Source organism: Rhodococcus sp. RCBS9, assembly GCF_029457415.1.
GTDB classification, from domain to species: Bacteria; Actinomycetota; Actinomycetes; order Mycobacteriales; family Mycobacteriaceae; genus Rhodococcus_F; species Rhodococcus_F qingshengii.
This window is the reverse complement of sequence record NZ_CP120422.1, coordinates 3711080-3728324: the sequence shown is the minus strand read 5'-3', so window position 1 is coordinate 3728324 and position 17245 is coordinate 3711080. Positions and strand designations below refer to the sequence as shown.

The following is a 17245-nucleotide window of genomic DNA, read 5'->3' as shown; positions in this document are numbered from 1 at the left end:
ATTCCCGACAGAACAGGAAACGGGCCGTTGCTCCTCTAGAGGTTCATCACGCGAAGGCACTCGCACCCATCAGCACTTGCTGAGCCGGGCGCACAGTCCAAGCACCCTCTGGAGTACTCATGACCCAATCCCATCTTTCTCTGTCGCTCTCGGATCTCACCTTCATCTGGCCGGACGGCGAATCAGTCTTTTCCCACACCAATTTTGTATTCCCCAGTGGCCGTGTCGGTCTCGTGGGACTCAACGGATCGGGAAAGTCGACTCTGCTGCGATTGATCGCGGGAGAGCTCTCACCGGAATCTGGATCCGTGACCGCTTCCGGCGAGGTCGGCTACCTCCGTCAGGACATCACACTCGATCCGAGCGTTCGGGTGGATGACATCCTCGGTATCCACGAACTCCGAAACGCTTTGCACCGCATCGAAACCGGCGACGGCTCCGAATCCGACTTTGCGCTCGTGGACAACAACTGGGATATCGAGGAGAGCGCTCTCTCCACCTTGCATCGACTCGGCCTCGAGAAGGTGGTTCCGGATACCGCAGCATTGAGCCGAACTGTCGGCACCCTCTCCGGCGGAGAGACCGTCCTACTCGGCCTGACCGCAACGCTGCTGAAGAATCCACAGGTACTGCTCCTGGACGAGCCGACCAACAACCTGGATCGCGACGCTCGATCACGAGTTCATGCTGCAGTCCAACAGTTTCCGGGAACCGTGCTGATCGTCAGCCACGACCGGGAACTGCTCGACACCGCGGAGTACACGATCGAACTACGTCGGGGGGATCTACGCGTGTTCGGCGGCAACTACTCGCACTACCAGGAGGTCGTGACCGCTGAGCAGGAAAACGCACTCGCCACCGTTCGCGACGCCAAGGCCGATCTGGCAAAGCAGAGCCGCGAGCTGATCGACGCTCGAACGAAACTGGACCGGCGTAAGCGCTATGGGCAGAAGATGTTCGAGAACAAGCGGATGCCGCCGATCATCGCGCAGACACGAAAACGTCAGGCCCAAGTTTCAGCGGGAAAGCTGGCCCTCAACCATATCGGGAAGGTGGACGAGGCCAAGTCTGTCCTGTCGGAGGCAGAGGAACTCCTTCGAGACGATCGCGAGATTCGTCTGGATCTGCCTGCTACAGAGGTTCATCCGGGGCAGCAGGTTGCGCGGCTCGACGAGGTGACGTTGCAGAGCGGCCAAGTGGTATCGCTCCAGATCACCGGGCCGGAGCGGATTGCGATAGTGGGACGCAACGGAATCGGCAAGACGACGTTGCTCGATGCACTCGCCGCGTCGACTCCGTTCGTAGCCTCTCGTGCGCTCCCCCAACGTCTCGACGTGTTCGACGAGGATCTCTCGGTGGCGGACAACGTCGCGTTGGCCGCGCCACACGCGACAGCCGAGGAAATTCGCGGGCAGTTGGCACGGTTCCTTTTCCGGGGAACGGATTCCGACGTATCGGCATCCGCGCTCTCCGGCGGTGAACGATTGCGTGCGGCGTTAGCCACGATCCTGCTGGCCGAGCCCGCGCCCCAGCTGCTTCTTCTCGACGAGCCGACCAACAACCTGGACCTACCGAGTCTCGCCCACCTCACGCAGGCACTTTCCGATTTTCGCGGCGCCATGGTGGTGGTGAGTCACGATCTGCCGTTCCTTCGCGGCATCGGCATAACGCGATGGATCAGCATGGACGAGACTGGTATTCGAGACATCGATCCCGAGTAGGCCGACGGTTGACGCTGTCGGTGCTCGACGGTCTGGCCTACCGTGGGGCGATGTGCCTTCACCTCGACGCAACCGCCGCGCTGTCGCTCGCAGGTTGGGTTCGCGAAGAACCCACTCGATCGGCCTCTGCCCCAGTTCCGCAACCACTGGTCGGCGGTTGTGACCAACTCGTAGTGTGGGCGAGTTCGTTCTCCGTACTTGCCAGCTCCGACGACCAGGTGTGGTTTCTCTCGGCGGAGAACTATGCCGGTGGCGTCGGCGTCAGCGATGAGGCGTTTCCCTGGAATGCGTTCCGGCACGAGAGCCTGGCGGTCGCTTCCGGGCCGGCGGAGCGCGCGGCGATCAACGCCTTCTGGTCCACTCACCTCCCGGTCCTGCTGTCGGTGCGCAATGGGTACGAGTACTTGGCGCTCGCACCCGACGGTCAGGTTGTCCGTGGAGGAGAGCCGGAGTTCGAGGAGGTCACCATCGTCGCCGCTGATTTCGAGGCTCTGATTCGGGGCATAGCCGCAGGCGTCAGCACTGCAGACCCCTCCACCGATGCATTGCTTGGAACAGTGGGTACTGCCCCGCCGGGCAGTGACCGGTAGCTCTGGGGGAGGCCGAGTTGACGGCCCGACTGTTCGTGAGAGTCCACGCCATCCGTCGAATGGGACCGGACGACTACTCGAGTTCACGTGCGTAGCAACTGGCACCCATACTGGACGGGTGTTGCACGACGTGAGAAATCCGGTGGACGGTGCGCGGATCACCTATCAGATCGTGGGCGATGGCCCACCCCTGTTGATGGTGCACGGCACAGCGTTGTCGCGCTCCATCTGGCGTGGCTTCGGGTACGTCAAGGCACTTCAGGAGCAATATCGTCTGATCCTCGTCGACATGCGGGGTCACGGACGCAGTGACAAACCACACGACTCCGATTCGTATGCAATGGATCTGGTGGTCGGCGATCTCCTGGAGATCCTCGACACGGAGTCTCCGTTCGAGCCGGCACACGTCCTCGGATACTCGTTCGGCGGACGTTCGGTGATGTCGCTGACAGTCGAGCACTCCGAACGGGTGCGATCGCTGACCGTCGGGGGCGGTAGCAGCCGACCGATGACGGGCGCGTTCGACGCATTGTTCTTCCCGGGTTGCATCGACGTACTCGAAAGCGGCGGTATCGAGGGATTTCTGACCGGTTGGGGCGTGAGGCGCGGCAAACCGGTGGATCCTCAGACTGCGACTGCCTTCCGAATCAATGATGCCATCGCGCTCGCTGCCTACATGCGCCGCGCAGAGAAGGAGCACGGCATCGACGACGCCGTGCTGCAACGGATCACCACACCGGCGTTGTTGTTCGTCGGATCGAGAGATCGCGAGCGCCTGCCGGATACCGAGCATCTCGCGTCGCTGATCCCGGACAGTGCCTTGACTGTGATCGAAGGGGCTGACCACGCAAGCGCAGTCGCAGACTCCGATGCTGTACTGCGTGCGCTCATTCCGTTCCTGAGCCGACAGTAGTCCGCCTTCAACCTCTCGCTACTGCGATGTGAGCACTCTCGACTCCAACGCGGTCACCGGTGGTTGCCGCAAGTCCAAGCGCCTCAACAACTGGGCATTCGCGGCAACGACCACAGTGGATACCGACATCAGGATTGCTCCGACCTCCATCGGCAGCACGAACCCGACGGGCGCCAGTACTCCCGCAGCGAGGGGAACCGAGATCGCGTTGTATCCCGCTGCCCACCAAAGGTTCTGAACCATCTTCCGGTAGGTGGCGCGGGAGAGCTCGATGACCGAGCTCACCGAACGCGGATCATCGCTGGCCAGAACAACTCCCGCCGACGCGATCGCCACGTCGGTTCCGGCACCGATCGCGATGCCCACATCCGCCTGGGCGAGTGCCGGCGCATCGTTGACCCCGTCACCGACCATCGCCACGCGGTGGCCCGCAGCCTGAAGCCGAGATACCTGCGCTCCCTTGTCCTGCGGAAGCACTTCGGCGAAAACTTCGTCGATCCCGAGCCTGCGAGCCACCGAATGGGCCACGGCCTCCGCGTCTCCGGTGACCATGGCCACCCGCACACCGCGAGCATGGAGGGCGTCGACGGCCAATGCTGATTCCGGGCGAATCTCGTCGGCCAATGCCAATGCGCCGATTACCTTCTCGTCACGCACTACATGCAGGACGGTCGACCCGTCACTGAGCCACTCTTCGGTCCCCGGGATCGCGGTGGCCCCGACCGATCGCAGCATCCCCGGTCCGCCGACACCGACGCGTGCACCGGCGACGTCCGCAGCAACCCCGATCCCGTTGTGCGCCTGAAAGTCGGAACCCGAAGTGAATTCGAGCGACAACTCCCGCGCCGCCGCGACGACGGCGCGCCCGAGTGGATGTTCGCTGTCGAACTCGACGGCAGCCGCTGCGCTGAGAACGGCGTCATCGGAATACCCGTCGACACCGCGTACACCGACCACTGCGGGCTCCCCCTTGGTGAGAGTGCCGGTCTTGTCGAAGAGAACGGTGTCTACGTTACGCATCGCCTCGAGGGCCATGCGGTCGGTGATCAAGATCCCAGCCCGAGCCGCCCGTTCCGTCGCGATCGAGACGACCAGTGGAATCGCCAACCCGAGCGCGTGCGGGCAGGCGATCACCAGAACGGTGATCGTCCGGGTGACTGCGCTCTCCGGGGTGCCCCAGATACTCCAGGCGATCGCGGTCAGCACTGCCGCGCCCAGTGCGTACCAGAACAGCAGAGCAGCGGCCTTGTCCGCCAACCCCTGCGCGCGACTCGACGAGTTCTGGGCTTGTTCGACCAGGCGCCGGATACCGGCGAGCGCGGTGTCTTCTCCCACGGCGGTGACTCGAAGCCGAAGTGCCGAGTCGGTGGCTACCGTGCCGGCCACCACCTGATCTCCGACAGTCCGGCGGACGGTCTTCGACTCGCCTGTAATCATGGATTCGTCCATGTCGGCGCTTCCCTCGACCACCGTTCCGTCCGAGGGAACACGGGCGCCGGGACGAACTATCACCAGGTCGCCGGTCGCCAGAGCTGCGGTGGGCACGGTTTCCACCGATTCCCCCACCACCCGTTCTGCCTCGTCGGGCAGCAAAGCGGCAAGTGAATCCAAGGCGCTCGATGTCTGACTGAGCGAACGCATCTCGATCCAGTGGCCCAACAACATGATCACGATCAGAAGCGCGAGCTCCCACCAGAAATCGAGAGTGTGATCCACCCAGTGCAGACTCGCAGCCCATGACGCGAAGAAGGCCACGGTGATCGCGAGCGCGATCAACAGCATCATTCCCGGCTGCCGAGAACGGATTTCGGCAACAGCGCCGGTGAGGAACGGCTTGCCACCCCAGAAGTACATCACCGTGCCGAGTACCGGTGACATCCATTCCACCAGAGAGTTTTCCGGCAGTGTGTACCCGACCAGATCAGCGAACATCGCGTCTGCCGCAACGACCGGAACCGCGATGACCAGCATGACTGCAAACAACGTCCGGAACTGTGCGACGTGATCCCCGTGACCACCGTGTGCCCCATGCTCCATCTGGCCATGGCTCATCTGGCTATGGTCCATCTGGCCATGGTCCATCTGACTGTGATCCATGTGGCGGTCATCCCCTCGCGTGTGATTGCAGCACAGCACCGGTCAAGCCATCAGCCTCGAACGTATGCCCAGGTAGCCACCCGAGCAAGGTCACGCGGCCAAGGCCTCCTGTTCAACTCCCCTTCAACATCGCTTCCATCTGAGTGATTTCCGCCTGCTGACCGGCAATGATCGCTTCTGCCATCTTCTCCGCCGACGGGTCGAGCCCGTTGTCGAGTTCGGTCTGGGACATGGTGATGGCACCCTTGTGGTGCTCGATCATCATCGTCAGCCACAACTTGTCGAACTCCGCGCCACTGGCATCGGTGAGGGCGGTCATGTCGTCGGCCGACATCATTCCCGGCATCTCGGCCATCCCGACGCCGTGTCCCGCGTGCGCCGACTCATCCATGCCCTCCATCGAACTCGACGAAGGCTCGGGGCGTCCCCACTCCGTCAACAATTCGGTCATCTGAGCCATCTCCGGGCCTTGCGCTGCCTCTATCTGCGCTGCAAGAGAGAGAAGTTCGGCATTGTCGGTTCGACCGTCGACCATCCTGGCCATGTCCAATGCCTGCGCGTGATGCGGGTACATCCCTTCGAGAAACTCGATGTCGGCAGCATTGACACCCGAAGGAATTTCCGACTGTGCTGCAACACTGGTTGTTTCGGAAGAATGGTTGATGCTCTCCCCGGAGTTGTCCGAGCATCCGGCAATCAACAGTGCTGCCGCTGCCACAACCGGAACGAACCGCGCGGCGCTCTTCCTGACCGTCAAAGACATGTTTTCACTCCCGAGAATTGATTCTGTTCGATATGCACTGCACCACAATTGATTTGACAAGAGTGCTGCACATGCACAGTTGCCACGTTACCGGCGAAAATCCACCGCGAAGCCCGATAACCGGCTCGAACAGGCGTCCTTCATCGAATCTTCACAGTCGAGTGGAAACCACCACGCGCCAGCAATGCAGACACGCAGTCGACTAACCTCGGTCTGATGAGCGCCGAACTACGACCTGGCGAGGAACCGGGGCGCGTTCTTGTCGTCGACGACGAGACTGCCCTCGCCAAGGTTGTCGCCAACTATCTGACACGCGAAGGATTCACCGTGCGCCTCGCCCACGACGGGCCGAGCGCAGTACGTTCGGTGCGCGAATTCGAGCCCGCGCTGATAGTGCTCGATCTAATGCTCCCGGGCTTCGACGGCATGGAAGTCTGCCGACGAATCCGTACCTTCTCCGATGCGTACATCCTGATGCTGTCCGCCCGCGGTGAAGAGTCGGACAAGGTGACGGGTCTGGCGGCCGGCGCAGACGACTACGTGGTCAAACCCTTCGGCCCCCGCGAACTGGTTGCGCGAGTGAAAGCACTGCTCAGACGGCCACGCGCGTCGAGTTTGCTGCCAAAAGTGCTGCCGACGCCTCCCGGTCTCGACATCGACGTCCTCGCCCGCACCGTGCATGTCGACAACCACCCTGTCGATCTCACTCCCACCGAGTTCGCGTTGCTCTCCGCGCTTGCATCCCGACCCGACGCTGCCTGGAGTCGGGCCGAGATCATCGCCTCGGTGTGGGGCTCGTCCTGGTTCGGGGACCAGCACATCGTCGACGTCCATGTGCGTGCATTACGCCGCAAACTCGGCGACGACGCGACCGATCCTCGGTTCATCAGAACCGTCAGGGGCGTCGGATACTCCCTGAGGTCGTCATGAACGCGGTCGTCATGAACGAGGTCGTCATGAAGAAACTCGGGCTACGCGGAAAACTGCTGCTGGCGCAGCTTGTCGTCCTGTTCGTCTCCTGCCTCGCCATCGCCGCAGTCGCCATTGCCGTCGCTGCCCCGCTCTTTCACAACCACCTCATGATGGCCGGCATCGAAGACTCGAATGTCCGTACCCACACCGAAGAGGCATTCGCTCAGACCATGACCATTGCACTGTTGTGCGGGATCGCGGTCGCACTGGTGGGCGCAAGCATCGCCGCGGTCTACATCGTCCGACGCATCACGGCCCCGATCTCAACGCTGGCGGAGGCGGCTCAAAGCGTCGCAGACGGGAACTTCGACGTGACAATCGGCAGGTCCGACGTAGATGCCGATTTCACGCGTCTCGAAACTGCCTTTGCCGACATGGCGGCACGCCTTGATCATTCGGATCGGGTCCGCAAACGCCTGCTTGCCGATCTTGCCCACGAATTACGCACTCCGGTATCGACTTTGGCTGCGTACGTGGACGGCATCGAGGATGGCGTCCTCCCCACGGACAACTCTTCATGGTCGGTCATGCGCGATCAACTCGAAAGACTGCGTCGGCTCTCTTGCGATCTGGCGGACGTCTCCGCGGCCGACGAACACGCTCTCGAACTCGATCGCCGAGACGAGAACATCGACGACATCGTTTGCAGCGCAACGGCAGCAGCGGCGCCACGTTTCGCCGATCGTGGAGTCGAATTGACGACCGCGCTACCTCCGCAACCGATCACGGCCGAGGTCGATCGCCAACGAATCGAACAGATCCTCGCCAATCTGCTCGAAAACGCGTTGCGGCACACTCCGAGCGGAGGTTCGGTGACGGTGACACTCGCACGGGAAGGTGACCACCTCTCGGTGTCCGTCACCGACACCGGTGACGGAATTCCCGCAGACCAACTCGAATCAGTCTTCGACCGTTTCCATCGCGGTGATCGATCCGACGGTTCCGGTTTGGGGCTCACGATTGCGCGCAGCCTCGCGCTCGCACACGGCGGCGATCTGTCGGCGCTCCGAAACGAGCAACCTCTCGGCAGCACGCTGATCCTCACCTTGCCGACAGGTTTCAGGCTGCCGCTTTGAACGGATCGTGCTCGGCGATCAGCTTCTCGAGTCGAGCCTCGTCCACTCGAACCCTGACAGTGGATGCCTCCTGCTGATCACGAATCACCTTGGCCAACGTGAACGTACTGGTGACCAAGAACAGCAAGGACATTCCGAGAAATCCGCGTTGCCACGCATCGATCGGAAGATACGCAATTCCGAGGAGGGTGCCGACAAAACTGACGGCAAAGGCTATTCCGGCCTGAAGATAGAAGGCTGCAGTGGTCTTCGAGGGTGTTGTCGGTGTGCTCATGCTTCGAAGTCTGCTCGCCCATCCCGGCACTCGGATGCGTAGTCCTACTCGAGTGCGCACGGTACTTCCCCGGCAAAAATCAGATGCCGTCACCCATCCTGGTGGATAGTCTCGGTCCCGTATCCGGAGTTGTTCCAGAACAGTCAGACGGCAGGAGTGATCGATGACCCGCAGACATATAGCCATGGTGAGCATTCCGGCACCGGGCCACGTCAATCCGAGCCTGGCGGTCATCGCGCGTCTCGTCGCCGCCGGTCACCGCGTCACCTATGCCAACGACGAGTCGATGCGTGAGATCATCGAGGCGACCGGGGCCGAATTCGCACCGTACGTCTCCACGCTGCCCAGCCTCGTCCCTTCTCCCGACGGCGCCGAATCCGAGAAGAGCTGGGACGGGGATCTGATCGATCAGTTGACGATTTTCCAGGACGATTACGAGTCGATGCTGCCGCAGCTACGCCGAATCTACGAAGACGATCGCCCTGACCTCTTTCTCTACGACATCGCCGGCATTCCGGCACGAATACTGGCTCAGCAGTGGGGCGTTCCCATCATCCAGTTGTCGCCGACGTACGTTGCCTGGGACGGTTACGAAGCCGACGCCGCACCGATGTACGACGAAATTCGTTCCGATCCGAGAGGCGTCGACCTGCTCGATCGGGAGACCCGGTTCTTCCGCGCCGAAGGCGTCGAGGTCGATCCACGTGAGTTCACCGGACGCCCACCCCGTGCAATCGTGCTGATCGCAGAATCGATGCAGCCCAACGCCGAACGCGTGAACCGCGACGTCTACACGTTCGTCGGCCCCGCACTCGAACCGAGCAGTCAACCTTGGGTGAACCCGGATCCCGAACGCAAGCTCTTGTTGATCTCGCTGGGTTCAGCATTCACCGATCATCCGGATTTCTACCGCACCTGCGTCGAGGCTTTCGGCCAGATGGACGGCTGGCACGTCGTCCTCCAGATCGGAAAGCAGGTGCAGATCTCAGATCTCGGACCATTGCCCGACAACGTCGAAATACACCGTTGGGTACCGCAGTTCGCGATTCTGCAGCAGGCCGACGCGTTCGTGACCCACGCGGGTATGGGCGGATCCAGCGAGGGACTGGTGACCGGGACACCCATGATCGCAGTGCCGCAAGCCGTCGATCAGTTCGGCAACGCCGACTCGCTCGTCGACGCCGGTGTCGCAGTACGCGTCGACAGCGCTACCGTCACGGCAGTAGAGCTTCGTGAGGCGCTGACTCTGGTGAGCGCCAACGAGTTCCGCCGACGCAGCGCGGAGTTGGCAGAAGAACTCGCAGCGGCGGGCGGTGTGTCCCGTGCCGTCGAATTGATCGAAGCCGCTCTACCCGGCAGCGGGCCCAGATAATGTCTGCTACCAGTGCCAGGCGTCGCCGCCCACGTTCTTGATGGTTCGCTGCAGCACAGTGATGGTGGTGACAAACTCCTCTTCGGTGATTCCCTGCATCCGCTCTTCCTGCAGCATCTGCTGTACCCGCGCGGCGCGATCGAACTGCTCGGAGCCCGCATCAGTCGGGCGAAGGACAGACCCGTCTTCGCGCGCCCACCCCAGTTCGAGGGCAGAGTCGACGGCGTCATCGATCACGTCGGTGGATTCGTTCGGACCGATCGTCCGCAAGAGGACAGCACGCTCCACCCCTTCAGGGTGCAGCGAAAGTTGGTGCAGGACCCACCACCCCGGCTGGGTGACGCCGATCGCTTCGAGTGCTCCGCGCGTGCGCGTGCGAATCGCTTCACCGGCTCGCGCGGTCCAGAATCCGATCGGCTGGTTGGCCGGTGGCTGCATCGCTTGTTTGTTCATGCACACGACGATAAAACCTCAACGGAAGTTCAGGTCAACCACCAGCGAGGTGAAGTTCTACATATGTTGCGTGATTGCTCGGCCGATAATGCGGGCGGCGTCGGGGAACTCACCCGGGTTCGGTCCGGCGTAGTTGAGCCGCAAGAACTTTCCAGTCGGTTCTGCCGGGAACCAATCGTCACCGGCCCCGACGATGACGCCGGCCGACCGGCAGTCCTGCACCACGCGTTCGACGTTCGTGGTGTCCGGGAGCCGAAGCCAGAGGTTGAGTCCGCCTTTCGGTACGGCGTCGAGGTGAGCGTCCGGCGCGTGCTCGCGCAGACTCGACACGAGGAGGTCGCGTCTGGCCTCGAGTTGGTGACGAAGCCTACGCAAGTGCGTTCGCCAGGCCGGTTGGGTCACGACGTCGAGCGCTACCGCTTGCAGCATCCCGCTGACATACATCGAATCTGCCTGTGTATCAGCCAGAATCCGCTCGTACGCCGGACCCCGAGCGATCAATCCGGCAACTCGCACCGATGGGGACACGCTCTTGGTCAGCGCACGAAGGTAGACGACGTGACCGCTGTCGTCTCGTGCAGCGATGGGGCTGGGATCTGCGGTGATTCCGAAGTCGAGCGCCGAACTGTCCTCGATGAGGAATGCGCCGTGCCGACGGACGGTGTCGAGAACCTTGTCAGCCAACGACGGCGACCACAGCGCTCCGGTCGGACTCGCGAAGCTCGGTTGTGCGTAGAACGCACGGGCACCGGTCTGTTCGAATGCACGCGAAAGCTCTTCAGGATCAGGACCGTTGGCGCCGCTGGAAATCGGAATGACCGTGACTCCAGCCTGTGCGGCGGCCAGGATCGCTCCCCAGTAGGTCGGCGATTCCATGAGCAACGGACGTCCCTCCCCCACCAACGCGCGAAAGGACGTCGCAAGCCCACCCTGACTGCCGGGAAGTACAACCACGTCGTTCGGCCCCGGCGGAGTGATCCCGGCAGGAGTGGCGGAACCCAATTCGGAGGCAAACCAGGACTGCAGTTCCGGAAGCCCGGCAGCGAGGGGCCGATTGAACACGGCGTCGGTTCGCGTCGCCCTGGTGAAGGCTGCACGAACCAGACCTTCCGGCAACAGCTCTCGGGCCGGATAGCCGGAATGCAGCGCGATCACGTCGTTGGAGGTGGACTGCAGCGCCATGGGCAGCTGCAGACGATAGTTCGGCGATCCGAGCGCCGCTGTCTGCCACCCGTAGTCGTTGGGTCGCACGACGCGCGCCGCGCGCACGAAGGTCCCCACACCGGGACGAGCCTCCACAACCCCCTGAGATACCAGTGTTCGCAGCGCCTTCTGCACGGTGACCGGACTCGCCCCGTGCAGGCTGACGAGCGACCGAGTGGACGGAAGCTTCGCGCCTGGAGGAGCCGTCGCGATCCACTCACGCAAGGCTGCGACAATCCTCGAACTGCTATCATTGGACATGTCGAATCATAGTAGCGCTACTCTTCTTTCGCCGCTAGCGCTATCGCGAATCAATGTCCGTTTCCAGACCGAACCCTGAGGCGCCCTTCTCATCTGAAACACAACTCACCCACCCGAACCGGAGAGGTACGTAACCGCGTGAACACACCCATCGATCAGGCCCGCAAGCTCGAGAATGTCAGGTACGACATCAGAGGGCGAATTCTCGACAAGACCGAAGAACTCGAGGATCAGGGACACACGATCCTGCGACTCAACGTCGGCAATCCGGCCCCCTTCGGGTTCGAAGCTCCGGACGAAATCATGATGGCCATGATCCGCAATCTCCCTACCGCGCAGGGATATTGCGATTCTCGCGGACTGTATTCGGCGCGCACTGCGGTGGTCCAGTACTACCAGACGCGGGGTATCACCGACGTCACCGTCGACGAGATCTATCTCGGAAACGGTGTGTCCGAACTGATCACCCTGACGATGCAGGCCCTCTGCAATCCAGAGGACGAGATCCTGATTCCCGCTCCCGACTATCCCTTGTGGACGGCTTCGGTTTCACTTGCCGGCGGCACGCCCGTCCACTACCTCACCGATGAAAGCCAAGGCTGGGCACCGGACTTCGACGATCTGGAAGCTCGGATCACGCCGCGCACCCGAGGGATTGTCGTCATCAATCCCAACAATCCGACGGGCGCCGTCTACTCGACGGAGGTGCTGCAACGCTTCGTGGATCTAGCGCGCAAACACGATCTGATGCTCTTCGCCGACGAGATCTACGAAAAGATCGTCTACGACGGCCGATCCATGACAAACCTTGCGACGATGACCGGGCGAGACGTTCTGTGTCTGACGTATTCGGGACTGTCCAAGGCCTACCGCGTGTGCGGATTCCGAGCCGGATGGCTGGCCATCACCGGACCACTCGAGCGGGCGTCGAGCTTCATCGAAGGCATCAAATTGCTGGCCAACATGCGAATGTGTGCCAACGTGCCGGCGCAGCACGCTATCCAGACTGCACTCGGCGGACGCCAGTCCATCGAGGACCTGTTGCTCCCACAAGGTCGGCTGACGGCCCAGCGCGATCTCGCACACACCACGCTCAACAGCATCGACGGGATCAGTTGCCAACAGGCCGACGGGGCGCTGTACCTGTTCCCCAAGCTCGACGTCGACAAGTTCGGCATCGTCGACGACGAGAGGTTCGTTCTCGATCTACTGGAATCGGAGAAGATTCTTGTCAGCCACGGTCGCGCGTTCAATTGGATCGAACCCGATCACTTCCGGTTGGTGACTCTCCCCAACACCGACGATCTCTCGACGGCACTCGAGCGACTCGGCAACTTCCTCAGTTCCTACAGCCAGTAGCCCTGGGTACCGGGCCCACATACGACTGAACGCCGACCGGATTTCCGGTCGGCGTTCAGTGGTGAAAATCAGCAGGCGATCAGGCAGTGACGATCGCGTCGAGGGCCGAGTAGAACAAGCCCAATCCGTCGTCACTGGGACCGGTGAGAGCCTCGGTGGCGTGCTCGGGGTGCGGCATCAAACCGACGACCCGGCCGTTGGCCGAGGAGATGCCGGCGATACGACGCTGCGAGCCGTTGGGGTTCTCCTCCGAGTAACGGAAGACGACGCGGCCTTCGCCCTCGAGTTCGTCGAGAACCTTCTCGGACGCCTGGAAGCGACCTTCACCCGACTTGAGGGGGATGAGGATCTGCGCGCCGGCCTCGTATCGCGAGGACCACGCCGTGTTGTTGGCTTCGACCGTCAACCACTCGTCGCGGCAGATGAAGTGCAGACCCTGGTTACGGGTCAGGGCACCGGGCAGCAAACCTGCTTCGCAGAGGATCTGGAAACCGTTGCAGATGCCCAGGACCGGCATGCCGCCCTTGGCTGCTTCCACGACCTTGCCCATCGCGGGAGCAAAACGTGCGATCGCGCCGCAACGAAGGTAATCGCCGTACGAGAATCCGCCGGGCACGATGACCGCGTCGACACCCTTGAGGTCTGCATCGCCGTGCCAGAGTTCGACAGCTTCACCGCCGGCCAGGTTCACTGCCCGCGCCGCGTCGATGTCGTCGAGCGTGCCGGGGAAAGTGATTACTCCGATACGTGCGCTCATGCCTCGACTCGCCTGACGGTCCAATCCTCGATCACCGTGTTGGCCAGCAGGCCTTCGGCGATCTTCTCGAGTTCGGCGTCTTCGACACTGCCGTCGATCTCCAACTCGAACCGCTTGCCCTGACGGACATCGGATACTCCTGCAAAGCCCAGGCGAGACAGTGCCCCGACAATTGCCTGTCCCTGGGGGTCGAGAATCTCGGCCTTGGGCATGACTTCGACGACGACACGGGCCACGTGCTGCTCCTCGGTACTAGTGCGCGAACCCGGAGTGAAACGCTCGGGTGATGGCCAGTTTACCGGGCGGACCCGAGATGGTTCGCATCGAGTGATCGGGGCGTGACGGCCACCACCTGTGAAACCCGCCTGCGAGTCCCTTCGGGGCGGCGCATACTCGAAATCATGCGACTGACACATTTTGGCCATTCCTGTGTGCTCGTGGAGTTGAACGGCTCGAAGATCCTCTTCGATCCCGGCAACTTCTCGCACGGATTCGAAGGCATCACCGGCCTCGACGCCATCCTCGTGACACATCAACACCCCGATCACGCCGACCCGGCGCGGCTGCCCGAACTGGCCGAAGCGAATCCTGACGCCGTGCTCTACAGCGATCCGCAGACGGCTGAAAAGCTCGGTGGGCGCTGGACCGGCGTCCGGCCGGGCGACCGGTTCAGCATCGGCGACGTCGAGGTGACCGGAACGGGCGGAGAGCACGCAATCATCCATCCGGACCTACCGATGATCGACAACACCGCGTTCCTCCTCGGTGACGCCACAAACCCGGCACGGTTCATGCATCCCGGCGATTCCCTCTACGTCCCCGAACAGAAGGTCGACGTTCTCGCCCTCCCCGCCGCCGCACCGTGGCTCAAGATCTCGGAGGCCATCGACTACCTCCGCGCGGTGGCGCCGCGCGTTGCGGTTCCCATTCATCAAGCGATCATCCGCGACGAGGCCGCAGGCATCTTCTACGGTCGCTACTCGGAAATGGCTGCCGACGGCACCGAGTTCCGAGTTCTCGACGAGGAGTCGAGCGTCGAAGTCGCCTGATTCGGTTCTCACGCACTCACATCGACGATGATCCAGCCGGTGCTCGTGCCACCGGCTGCGTCGGTGAGTGTGTAGAGAATCTTGTCGGTGCCTGCCTTCGTTCCGGCTTCGAACACCACTTCGCCGTTTTCGAGCTTCACGGTGCCACCGAGAAGTGACGTCGCCCCGACGCCGGTCACTTTGATCGAATCTCCGTTGCTGTCATGATCATTCGCGACGGCGTCGACGGTGACTGTGCCGCCTGAGCGGACCCGCGCGGTGTCGAGTGCGGCGTACGGTGGGATCGGGCTTGCCGTGTACCGACCGACGTCGTCGAGTCGAGCCGAGGCAACCTCCGCCGCATCGACGATGGCAGCGAATTCGGTGCCGTCGAAGCGCGAGAGGTCGTTACCGTTCATGATGGTCGATCCCTCGGCGCCGCCGCCGTGGTAGTCGTCGGCATAGAAGTTGTGGCCCAACTCGTGGCGGAGAACGCGGCTGAAGTTGCCGTCGGACTCGGCACCGACATGCGCGTAGCTGTGGTCGAGTTCGAACTTCGAGTAGTAGGCATTTCCGCCACCGGATGCGCACACGACGGTCGCCTGATCGACACTCGACCCGACCTGATCGGACCACAGATCTTCCAACTGCTCGAGATTTTCACAACTGCTCGAGTACGGATCGCCGGCGGAATCTGCCCGCAGGACAACTCGACCGAGGACCGGCCGAATCCCGACGTCTCTGATCCAGATGGCAGCGGTGCGGGCCATTGATTCCTCGGCCCGATCCAGAGCGACGGCGGCACTGCCTGCGCCGTGCGCGGAGTACCACTCGCCACTGAGGTCCAGTCCGACCACGAACTGCTTGACCGTCTTGCCGACCCTTGCGGCCGAGGCCGGCGCAATGGCCGCGGTGGGCCACTTGGGTTTTGCGTCGATCGGCGCCGTGCTGCGACCGACCACCTCGGATCCGACGAACTCTATCGAAACACCACGATCGAAAATCACCTGCCCGCGCAGTGTTCCGGCGGAGTCGACGATGGCCGAGACGATTGCGTCCGGACGCCCTTCCACGCTGCCGATGTACGAACGGGGCGCCGGGATCACCGCGTCGGTCAGCGCTCCGTCGCTGTCTTGCACAGCCATCGAGAACTCGGATCCCCGCAGGTTCATCTTGTGAAGGCGCAGTGTGAGTTGCTCACCTTCATCGTCGACGGTTGCGGTGCGGACGCCATCGCTCGATCCGCTCGACCCGCCGTCGACACTGCCCGTCGGCAGCGTGTGAACCGCGCCGGTCGGAGCGGCAGACGCGAGCGCCGGAACGAACGCAGCACAGACGACTGCGCCCACAGCCACGGCGACAAGACCCTCGGCCGACTTGGAGAACACTCTCGTGCGCATGGCGAGATCCCGATCCCATCTACTAGCGGCAGATTAACTGCACGCACTCTAGCAGTGGGAGAGCTGGCTGACCCAGCGCTCTAATTAATCGTCCGTTTTATGCGATTTTGACCCACTCTGCACTACTACCAGCAAGGAAGTGGAGAAACGCGAAGAGTCTGCCCGCTCGGACAACCCGGACAGACGACATAGTCTCGTAGCTATCAAATAGTTGCCAACTGCCGAATTCAGGCAGCGCCGAGCTCCTGAGACGGGGAGTTCCACCGATACACCTGCGAGTCGGCTTCGTGGAAGAGGGCAAGGTCGACGGCGTCGAGGACGGCCTGACGTGGGCCCTCGTTTCCCAACTGCTTGGCCGTGATCGACAATCTGACCAGTCCCCCACGTTTGGCGGCACGCCCGGCTCCGAGAACCAATGCGCGACACCACCACGGCTCGGCCTTGAAGCCTTCGCCGATCCCGAAAACCCTTCCCCGTTGCAAGGTTCCGCGGGTCAGATCATGTACTGCCCCGAGGCCTGCCATCGTGCGAAAGCCCGTCTCCGGCAACACCGACATGGCACCGGGCGATGCCACCCAGCGCGGCGGTGCGAACACCCGGGTCCGAAGGCCTGCATGCTCGAGAACGCGGTCCGCAGCGAGTAGTCGCAGTTTCGCTTCGTGCTTCGACAGAGTGGCGAACTCGGCTCGGCGACGCTTGGTCGCGGCCTGGTCGTAGCCGTGCAGAACGATGGCATCGCCGTGCTCGCGACGCTCACGCAGCCAAGCCGTCGTCACCGCGTCGTCGGCCAGTCGGTATTTGTCCTTCAGTCGCGGCGCCACCAGGAGCGACAAGCGGACACCTCGAGTGTCCATCTCGTCTGCGAATCCGGCAGCGAGATAACATGTCTCGTCTCTGATTCCGGATACCGACACGATCAGTTCTGCGGACATACTCCGATAGTGGCAGCTGTGGGTGAACAGCACACTGCCGCCGGATGATCATCCGGCGGCAGTTTTCAGCGCAC

17 protein-coding genes are annotated in these 17245 nt (G+C 62.4%); 8 read left to right on the top strand and 9 right to left on the bottom strand.

The window, feature by feature from the left end:
* Nucleotides 1-119 precede the first annotated feature (119 nt).
* The 3 genes from P0M12_RS17485 (at nucleotide 120) to P0M12_RS17475 (ending at nucleotide 3224) form a co-directional block, all read left to right on the top strand.
* The gene (locus P0M12_RS17485) at nucleotides 120-1721 is read left to right on the top strand and encodes an ABC-F family ATP-binding cassette domain-containing protein (RefSeq protein ID WP_042452635.1); all 1602 of its coding nucleotides are present in this window, start codon (nucleotides 120-122) and stop codon (nucleotides 1719-1721) included.
* Between the two features lie 8 nt (nucleotides 1722-1729).
* Nucleotides 1730-2311 carry a hypothetical protein gene (locus P0M12_RS17480; RefSeq protein WP_228401920.1) on the top strand — a complete coding sequence of 194 codons (582 nt, stop codon included), beginning with the start codon at nucleotides 1730-1732 and terminating at the stop codon, nucleotides 2309-2311.
* 142 nt (nucleotides 2312-2453) lie between these two features.
* Nucleotides 2454-3224: an alpha/beta fold hydrolase gene (locus P0M12_RS17475; protein ID WP_058039300.1), complete on the top strand. Its 771-nt coding sequence runs from the start codon at nucleotides 2454-2456 to the stop codon at nucleotides 3222-3224.
* A gap of 18 nt (nucleotides 3225-3242) precedes the next feature.
* On the opposite strand, the gene P0M12_RS17470 is transcribed toward P0M12_RS17475, so the two are convergent.
* Both P0M12_RS17470 and P0M12_RS17465 read right to left on the bottom strand, forming a co-directional pair.
* On the bottom strand, nucleotides 3243-5291 hold the full coding sequence (locus tag P0M12_RS17470) for a heavy metal translocating P-type ATPase (protein ID WP_277376627.1): 2049 nt from the start codon (nucleotides 5289-5291) through the stop codon (nucleotides 3243-3245).
* Nucleotides 5292-5433: 142 nt separating this feature from the next.
* Nucleotides 5434-6084, bottom strand: a complete 651-nt coding sequence (locus P0M12_RS17465; protein ID WP_007734459.1) for a DUF305 domain-containing protein — start codon at nucleotides 6082-6084, stop codon at nucleotides 5434-5436.
* A gap of 216 nt (nucleotides 6085-6300) precedes the next feature.
* Between P0M12_RS17465 and P0M12_RS17460 the strand changes: the two genes are divergently transcribed.
* Together P0M12_RS17460 and P0M12_RS17455 are read left to right on the top strand one after the other, a co-directional pair.
* Nucleotides 6301-7014 (top strand): response regulator transcription factor, encoded by a 714-nt coding sequence (locus P0M12_RS17460; protein ID WP_007734457.1) that lies wholly within the window; start codon nucleotides 6301-6303, stop codon nucleotides 7012-7014.
* Nucleotides 7011-8132 carry an ATP-binding protein gene (locus P0M12_RS17455; RefSeq protein WP_277376626.1) on the top strand — a complete coding sequence of 374 codons (1122 nt, stop codon included), beginning with the start codon at nucleotides 7011-7013 and terminating at the stop codon, nucleotides 8130-8132. Before P0M12_RS17460 ends, P0M12_RS17455 begins: the two co-directional genes overlap by 4 nt.
* Here the strand turns inward: P0M12_RS17455 and P0M12_RS17450 are convergent.
* Nucleotides 8116-8406 (bottom strand): YiaA/YiaB family inner membrane protein, encoded by a 291-nt coding sequence (locus P0M12_RS17450; protein ID WP_003945505.1) that lies wholly within the window; start codon nucleotides 8404-8406, stop codon nucleotides 8116-8118. The genes P0M12_RS17455 and P0M12_RS17450 overlap by 17 nt on opposite strands.
* 163 nt (nucleotides 8407-8569) lie before the next feature.
* On the opposite strand from P0M12_RS17450, the gene P0M12_RS17445 reads away from it, so the two are divergent.
* A complete protein-coding gene (locus P0M12_RS17445; protein WP_277376625.1) occupies nucleotides 8570-9778 on the top strand; it encodes a macrolide family glycosyltransferase in 1209 nt (402 codons plus the stop codon).
* Nucleotides 9779-9784: 6 nt separating this feature from the next.
* Here P0M12_RS17445 and P0M12_RS17440 read toward each other — a convergent pair whose 3' ends face one another.
* Nucleotides 9785-10231 carry a hypothetical protein gene (locus tag P0M12_RS17440; RefSeq protein ID WP_007734451.1) on the bottom strand — a complete coding sequence of 149 codons (447 nt, stop codon included), beginning with the start codon at nucleotides 10229-10231 and terminating at the stop codon, nucleotides 9785-9787.
* A 57-nt stretch (nucleotides 10232-10288) separates the two neighbouring features.
* A complete protein-coding gene (locus tag P0M12_RS17435) occupies nucleotides 10289-11695 on the bottom strand; it encodes a PLP-dependent aminotransferase family protein (protein ID WP_042452643.1) in 1407 nt (468 codons plus the stop codon).
* Nucleotides 11696-11833: 138 nt separating this feature from the next.
* On the opposite strand from P0M12_RS17435, the gene P0M12_RS17430 reads away from it, so the two are divergent.
* The gene (locus P0M12_RS17430; RefSeq protein WP_003945423.1) at nucleotides 11834-13054 is read left to right on the top strand and encodes a pyridoxal phosphate-dependent aminotransferase; all 1221 of its coding nucleotides are present in this window, start codon (nucleotides 11834-11836) and stop codon (nucleotides 13052-13054) included.
* Nucleotides 13055-13133: 79 nt separating this feature from the next.
* On the opposite strand, the gene purQ is transcribed toward P0M12_RS17430, so the two are convergent.
* Both purQ and purS read right to left on the bottom strand, forming a co-directional pair.
* Entirely contained in the window at nucleotides 13134-13811 is a 678-nt protein-coding gene (gene purQ / locus P0M12_RS17425) for a phosphoribosylformylglycinamidine synthase subunit PurQ (RefSeq protein ID WP_003945887.1), read from the bottom strand.
* Nucleotides 13808-14047 (bottom strand): phosphoribosylformylglycinamidine synthase subunit PurS, encoded by a 240-nt coding sequence (gene purS / locus P0M12_RS17420; RefSeq protein WP_003945817.1) that lies wholly within the window; start codon nucleotides 14045-14047, stop codon nucleotides 13808-13810. Before purS ends, purQ begins: the two co-directional genes overlap by 4 nt.
* Nucleotides 14048-14212: 165 nt before the next feature.
* Here purS and P0M12_RS17415 point away from each other — a divergent pair, with 165 nt between their 5' ends.
* A complete protein-coding gene (locus P0M12_RS17415) occupies nucleotides 14213-14860 on the top strand; it encodes an MBL fold metallo-hydrolase (protein ID WP_007734446.1) in 648 nt (215 codons plus the stop codon).
* Nucleotides 14861-14868: 8 nt separating this feature from the next.
* On the opposite strand, the gene P0M12_RS17410 is transcribed toward P0M12_RS17415, so the two are convergent.
* Both P0M12_RS17410 and P0M12_RS17405 read right to left on the bottom strand, forming a co-directional pair.
* Complete coding sequence (locus tag P0M12_RS17410; protein WP_277376624.1) at nucleotides 14869-16239, bottom strand: Ig-like domain-containing protein; 1371 nt, start codon at nucleotides 16237-16239, stop codon at nucleotides 14869-14871.
* 227 nt (nucleotides 16240-16466) lie between these two features.
* The gene (locus P0M12_RS17405; protein WP_007734443.1) at nucleotides 16467-17171 is read right to left on the bottom strand and encodes a DUF2334 domain-containing protein; all 705 of its coding nucleotides are present in this window, start codon (nucleotides 17169-17171) and stop codon (nucleotides 16467-16469) included.
* Nucleotides 17172-17245 lie beyond the last annotated feature (74 nt).

What these genes read in the sequence shown, in the direction of transcription:
- P0M12_RS17485 (WP_042452635.1), top strand. Translation starts at nt 120, where the DNA reads ATGACCCAATCCCATCTTTCTCTGTCGCTCTCGGATCTCACCTTCATC.
- P0M12_RS17470 (WP_277376627.1), bottom strand. Translation starts at nt 5,291, where the DNA reads ATGGACCATAGCCAGATGAGCCATGGCCAGATGGAGCATGGGGCACAC.
- P0M12_RS17465 (WP_007734459.1), bottom strand. Translation starts at nt 6,084, where the DNA reads ATGTCTTTGACGGTCAGGAAGAGCGCCGCGCGGTTCGTTCCGGTTGTG.
- P0M12_RS17460 (WP_007734457.1), top strand. Translation starts at nt 6,301, where the DNA reads ATGAGCGCCGAACTACGACCTGGCGAGGAACCGGGGCGCGTTCTTGTC.
- P0M12_RS17455 (WP_277376626.1), top strand. Translation starts at nt 7,011, where the DNA reads ATGAACGCGGTCGTCATGAACGAGGTCGTCATGAAGAAACTCGGGCTA.
- P0M12_RS17450 (WP_003945505.1), bottom strand. Translation starts at nt 8,406, where the DNA reads ATGAGCACACCGACAACACCCTCGAAGACCACTGCAGCCTTCTATCTT.
- P0M12_RS17445 (WP_277376625.1), top strand. Translation starts at nt 8,570, where the DNA reads ATGACCCGCAGACATATAGCCATGGTGAGCATTCCGGCACCGGGCCAC.
- P0M12_RS17440 (WP_007734451.1), bottom strand. Translation starts at nt 10,231, where the DNA reads ATGAACAAACAAGCGATGCAGCCACCGGCCAACCAGCCGATCGGATTC.
- P0M12_RS17435 (WP_042452643.1), bottom strand. Translation starts at nt 11,695, where the DNA reads ATGTCCAATGATAGCAGTTCGAGGATTGTCGCAGCCTTGCGTGAGTGG.
- purQ (WP_003945887.1), bottom strand. Translation starts at nt 13,811, where the DNA reads ATGAGCGCACGTATCGGAGTAATCACTTTCCCCGGCACGCTCGACGAC.
- P0M12_RS17415 (WP_007734446.1), top strand. Translation starts at nt 14,213, where the DNA reads ATGCGACTGACACATTTTGGCCATTCCTGTGTGCTCGTGGAGTTGAAC.
- P0M12_RS17410 (WP_277376624.1), bottom strand. Translation starts at nt 16,239, where the DNA reads ATGCGCACGAGAGTGTTCTCCAAGTCGGCCGAGGGTCTTGTCGCCGTG.
- P0M12_RS17405 (WP_007734443.1), bottom strand. Translation starts at nt 17,171, where the DNA reads ATGTCCGCAGAACTGATCGTGTCGGTATCCGGAATCAGAGACGAGACA.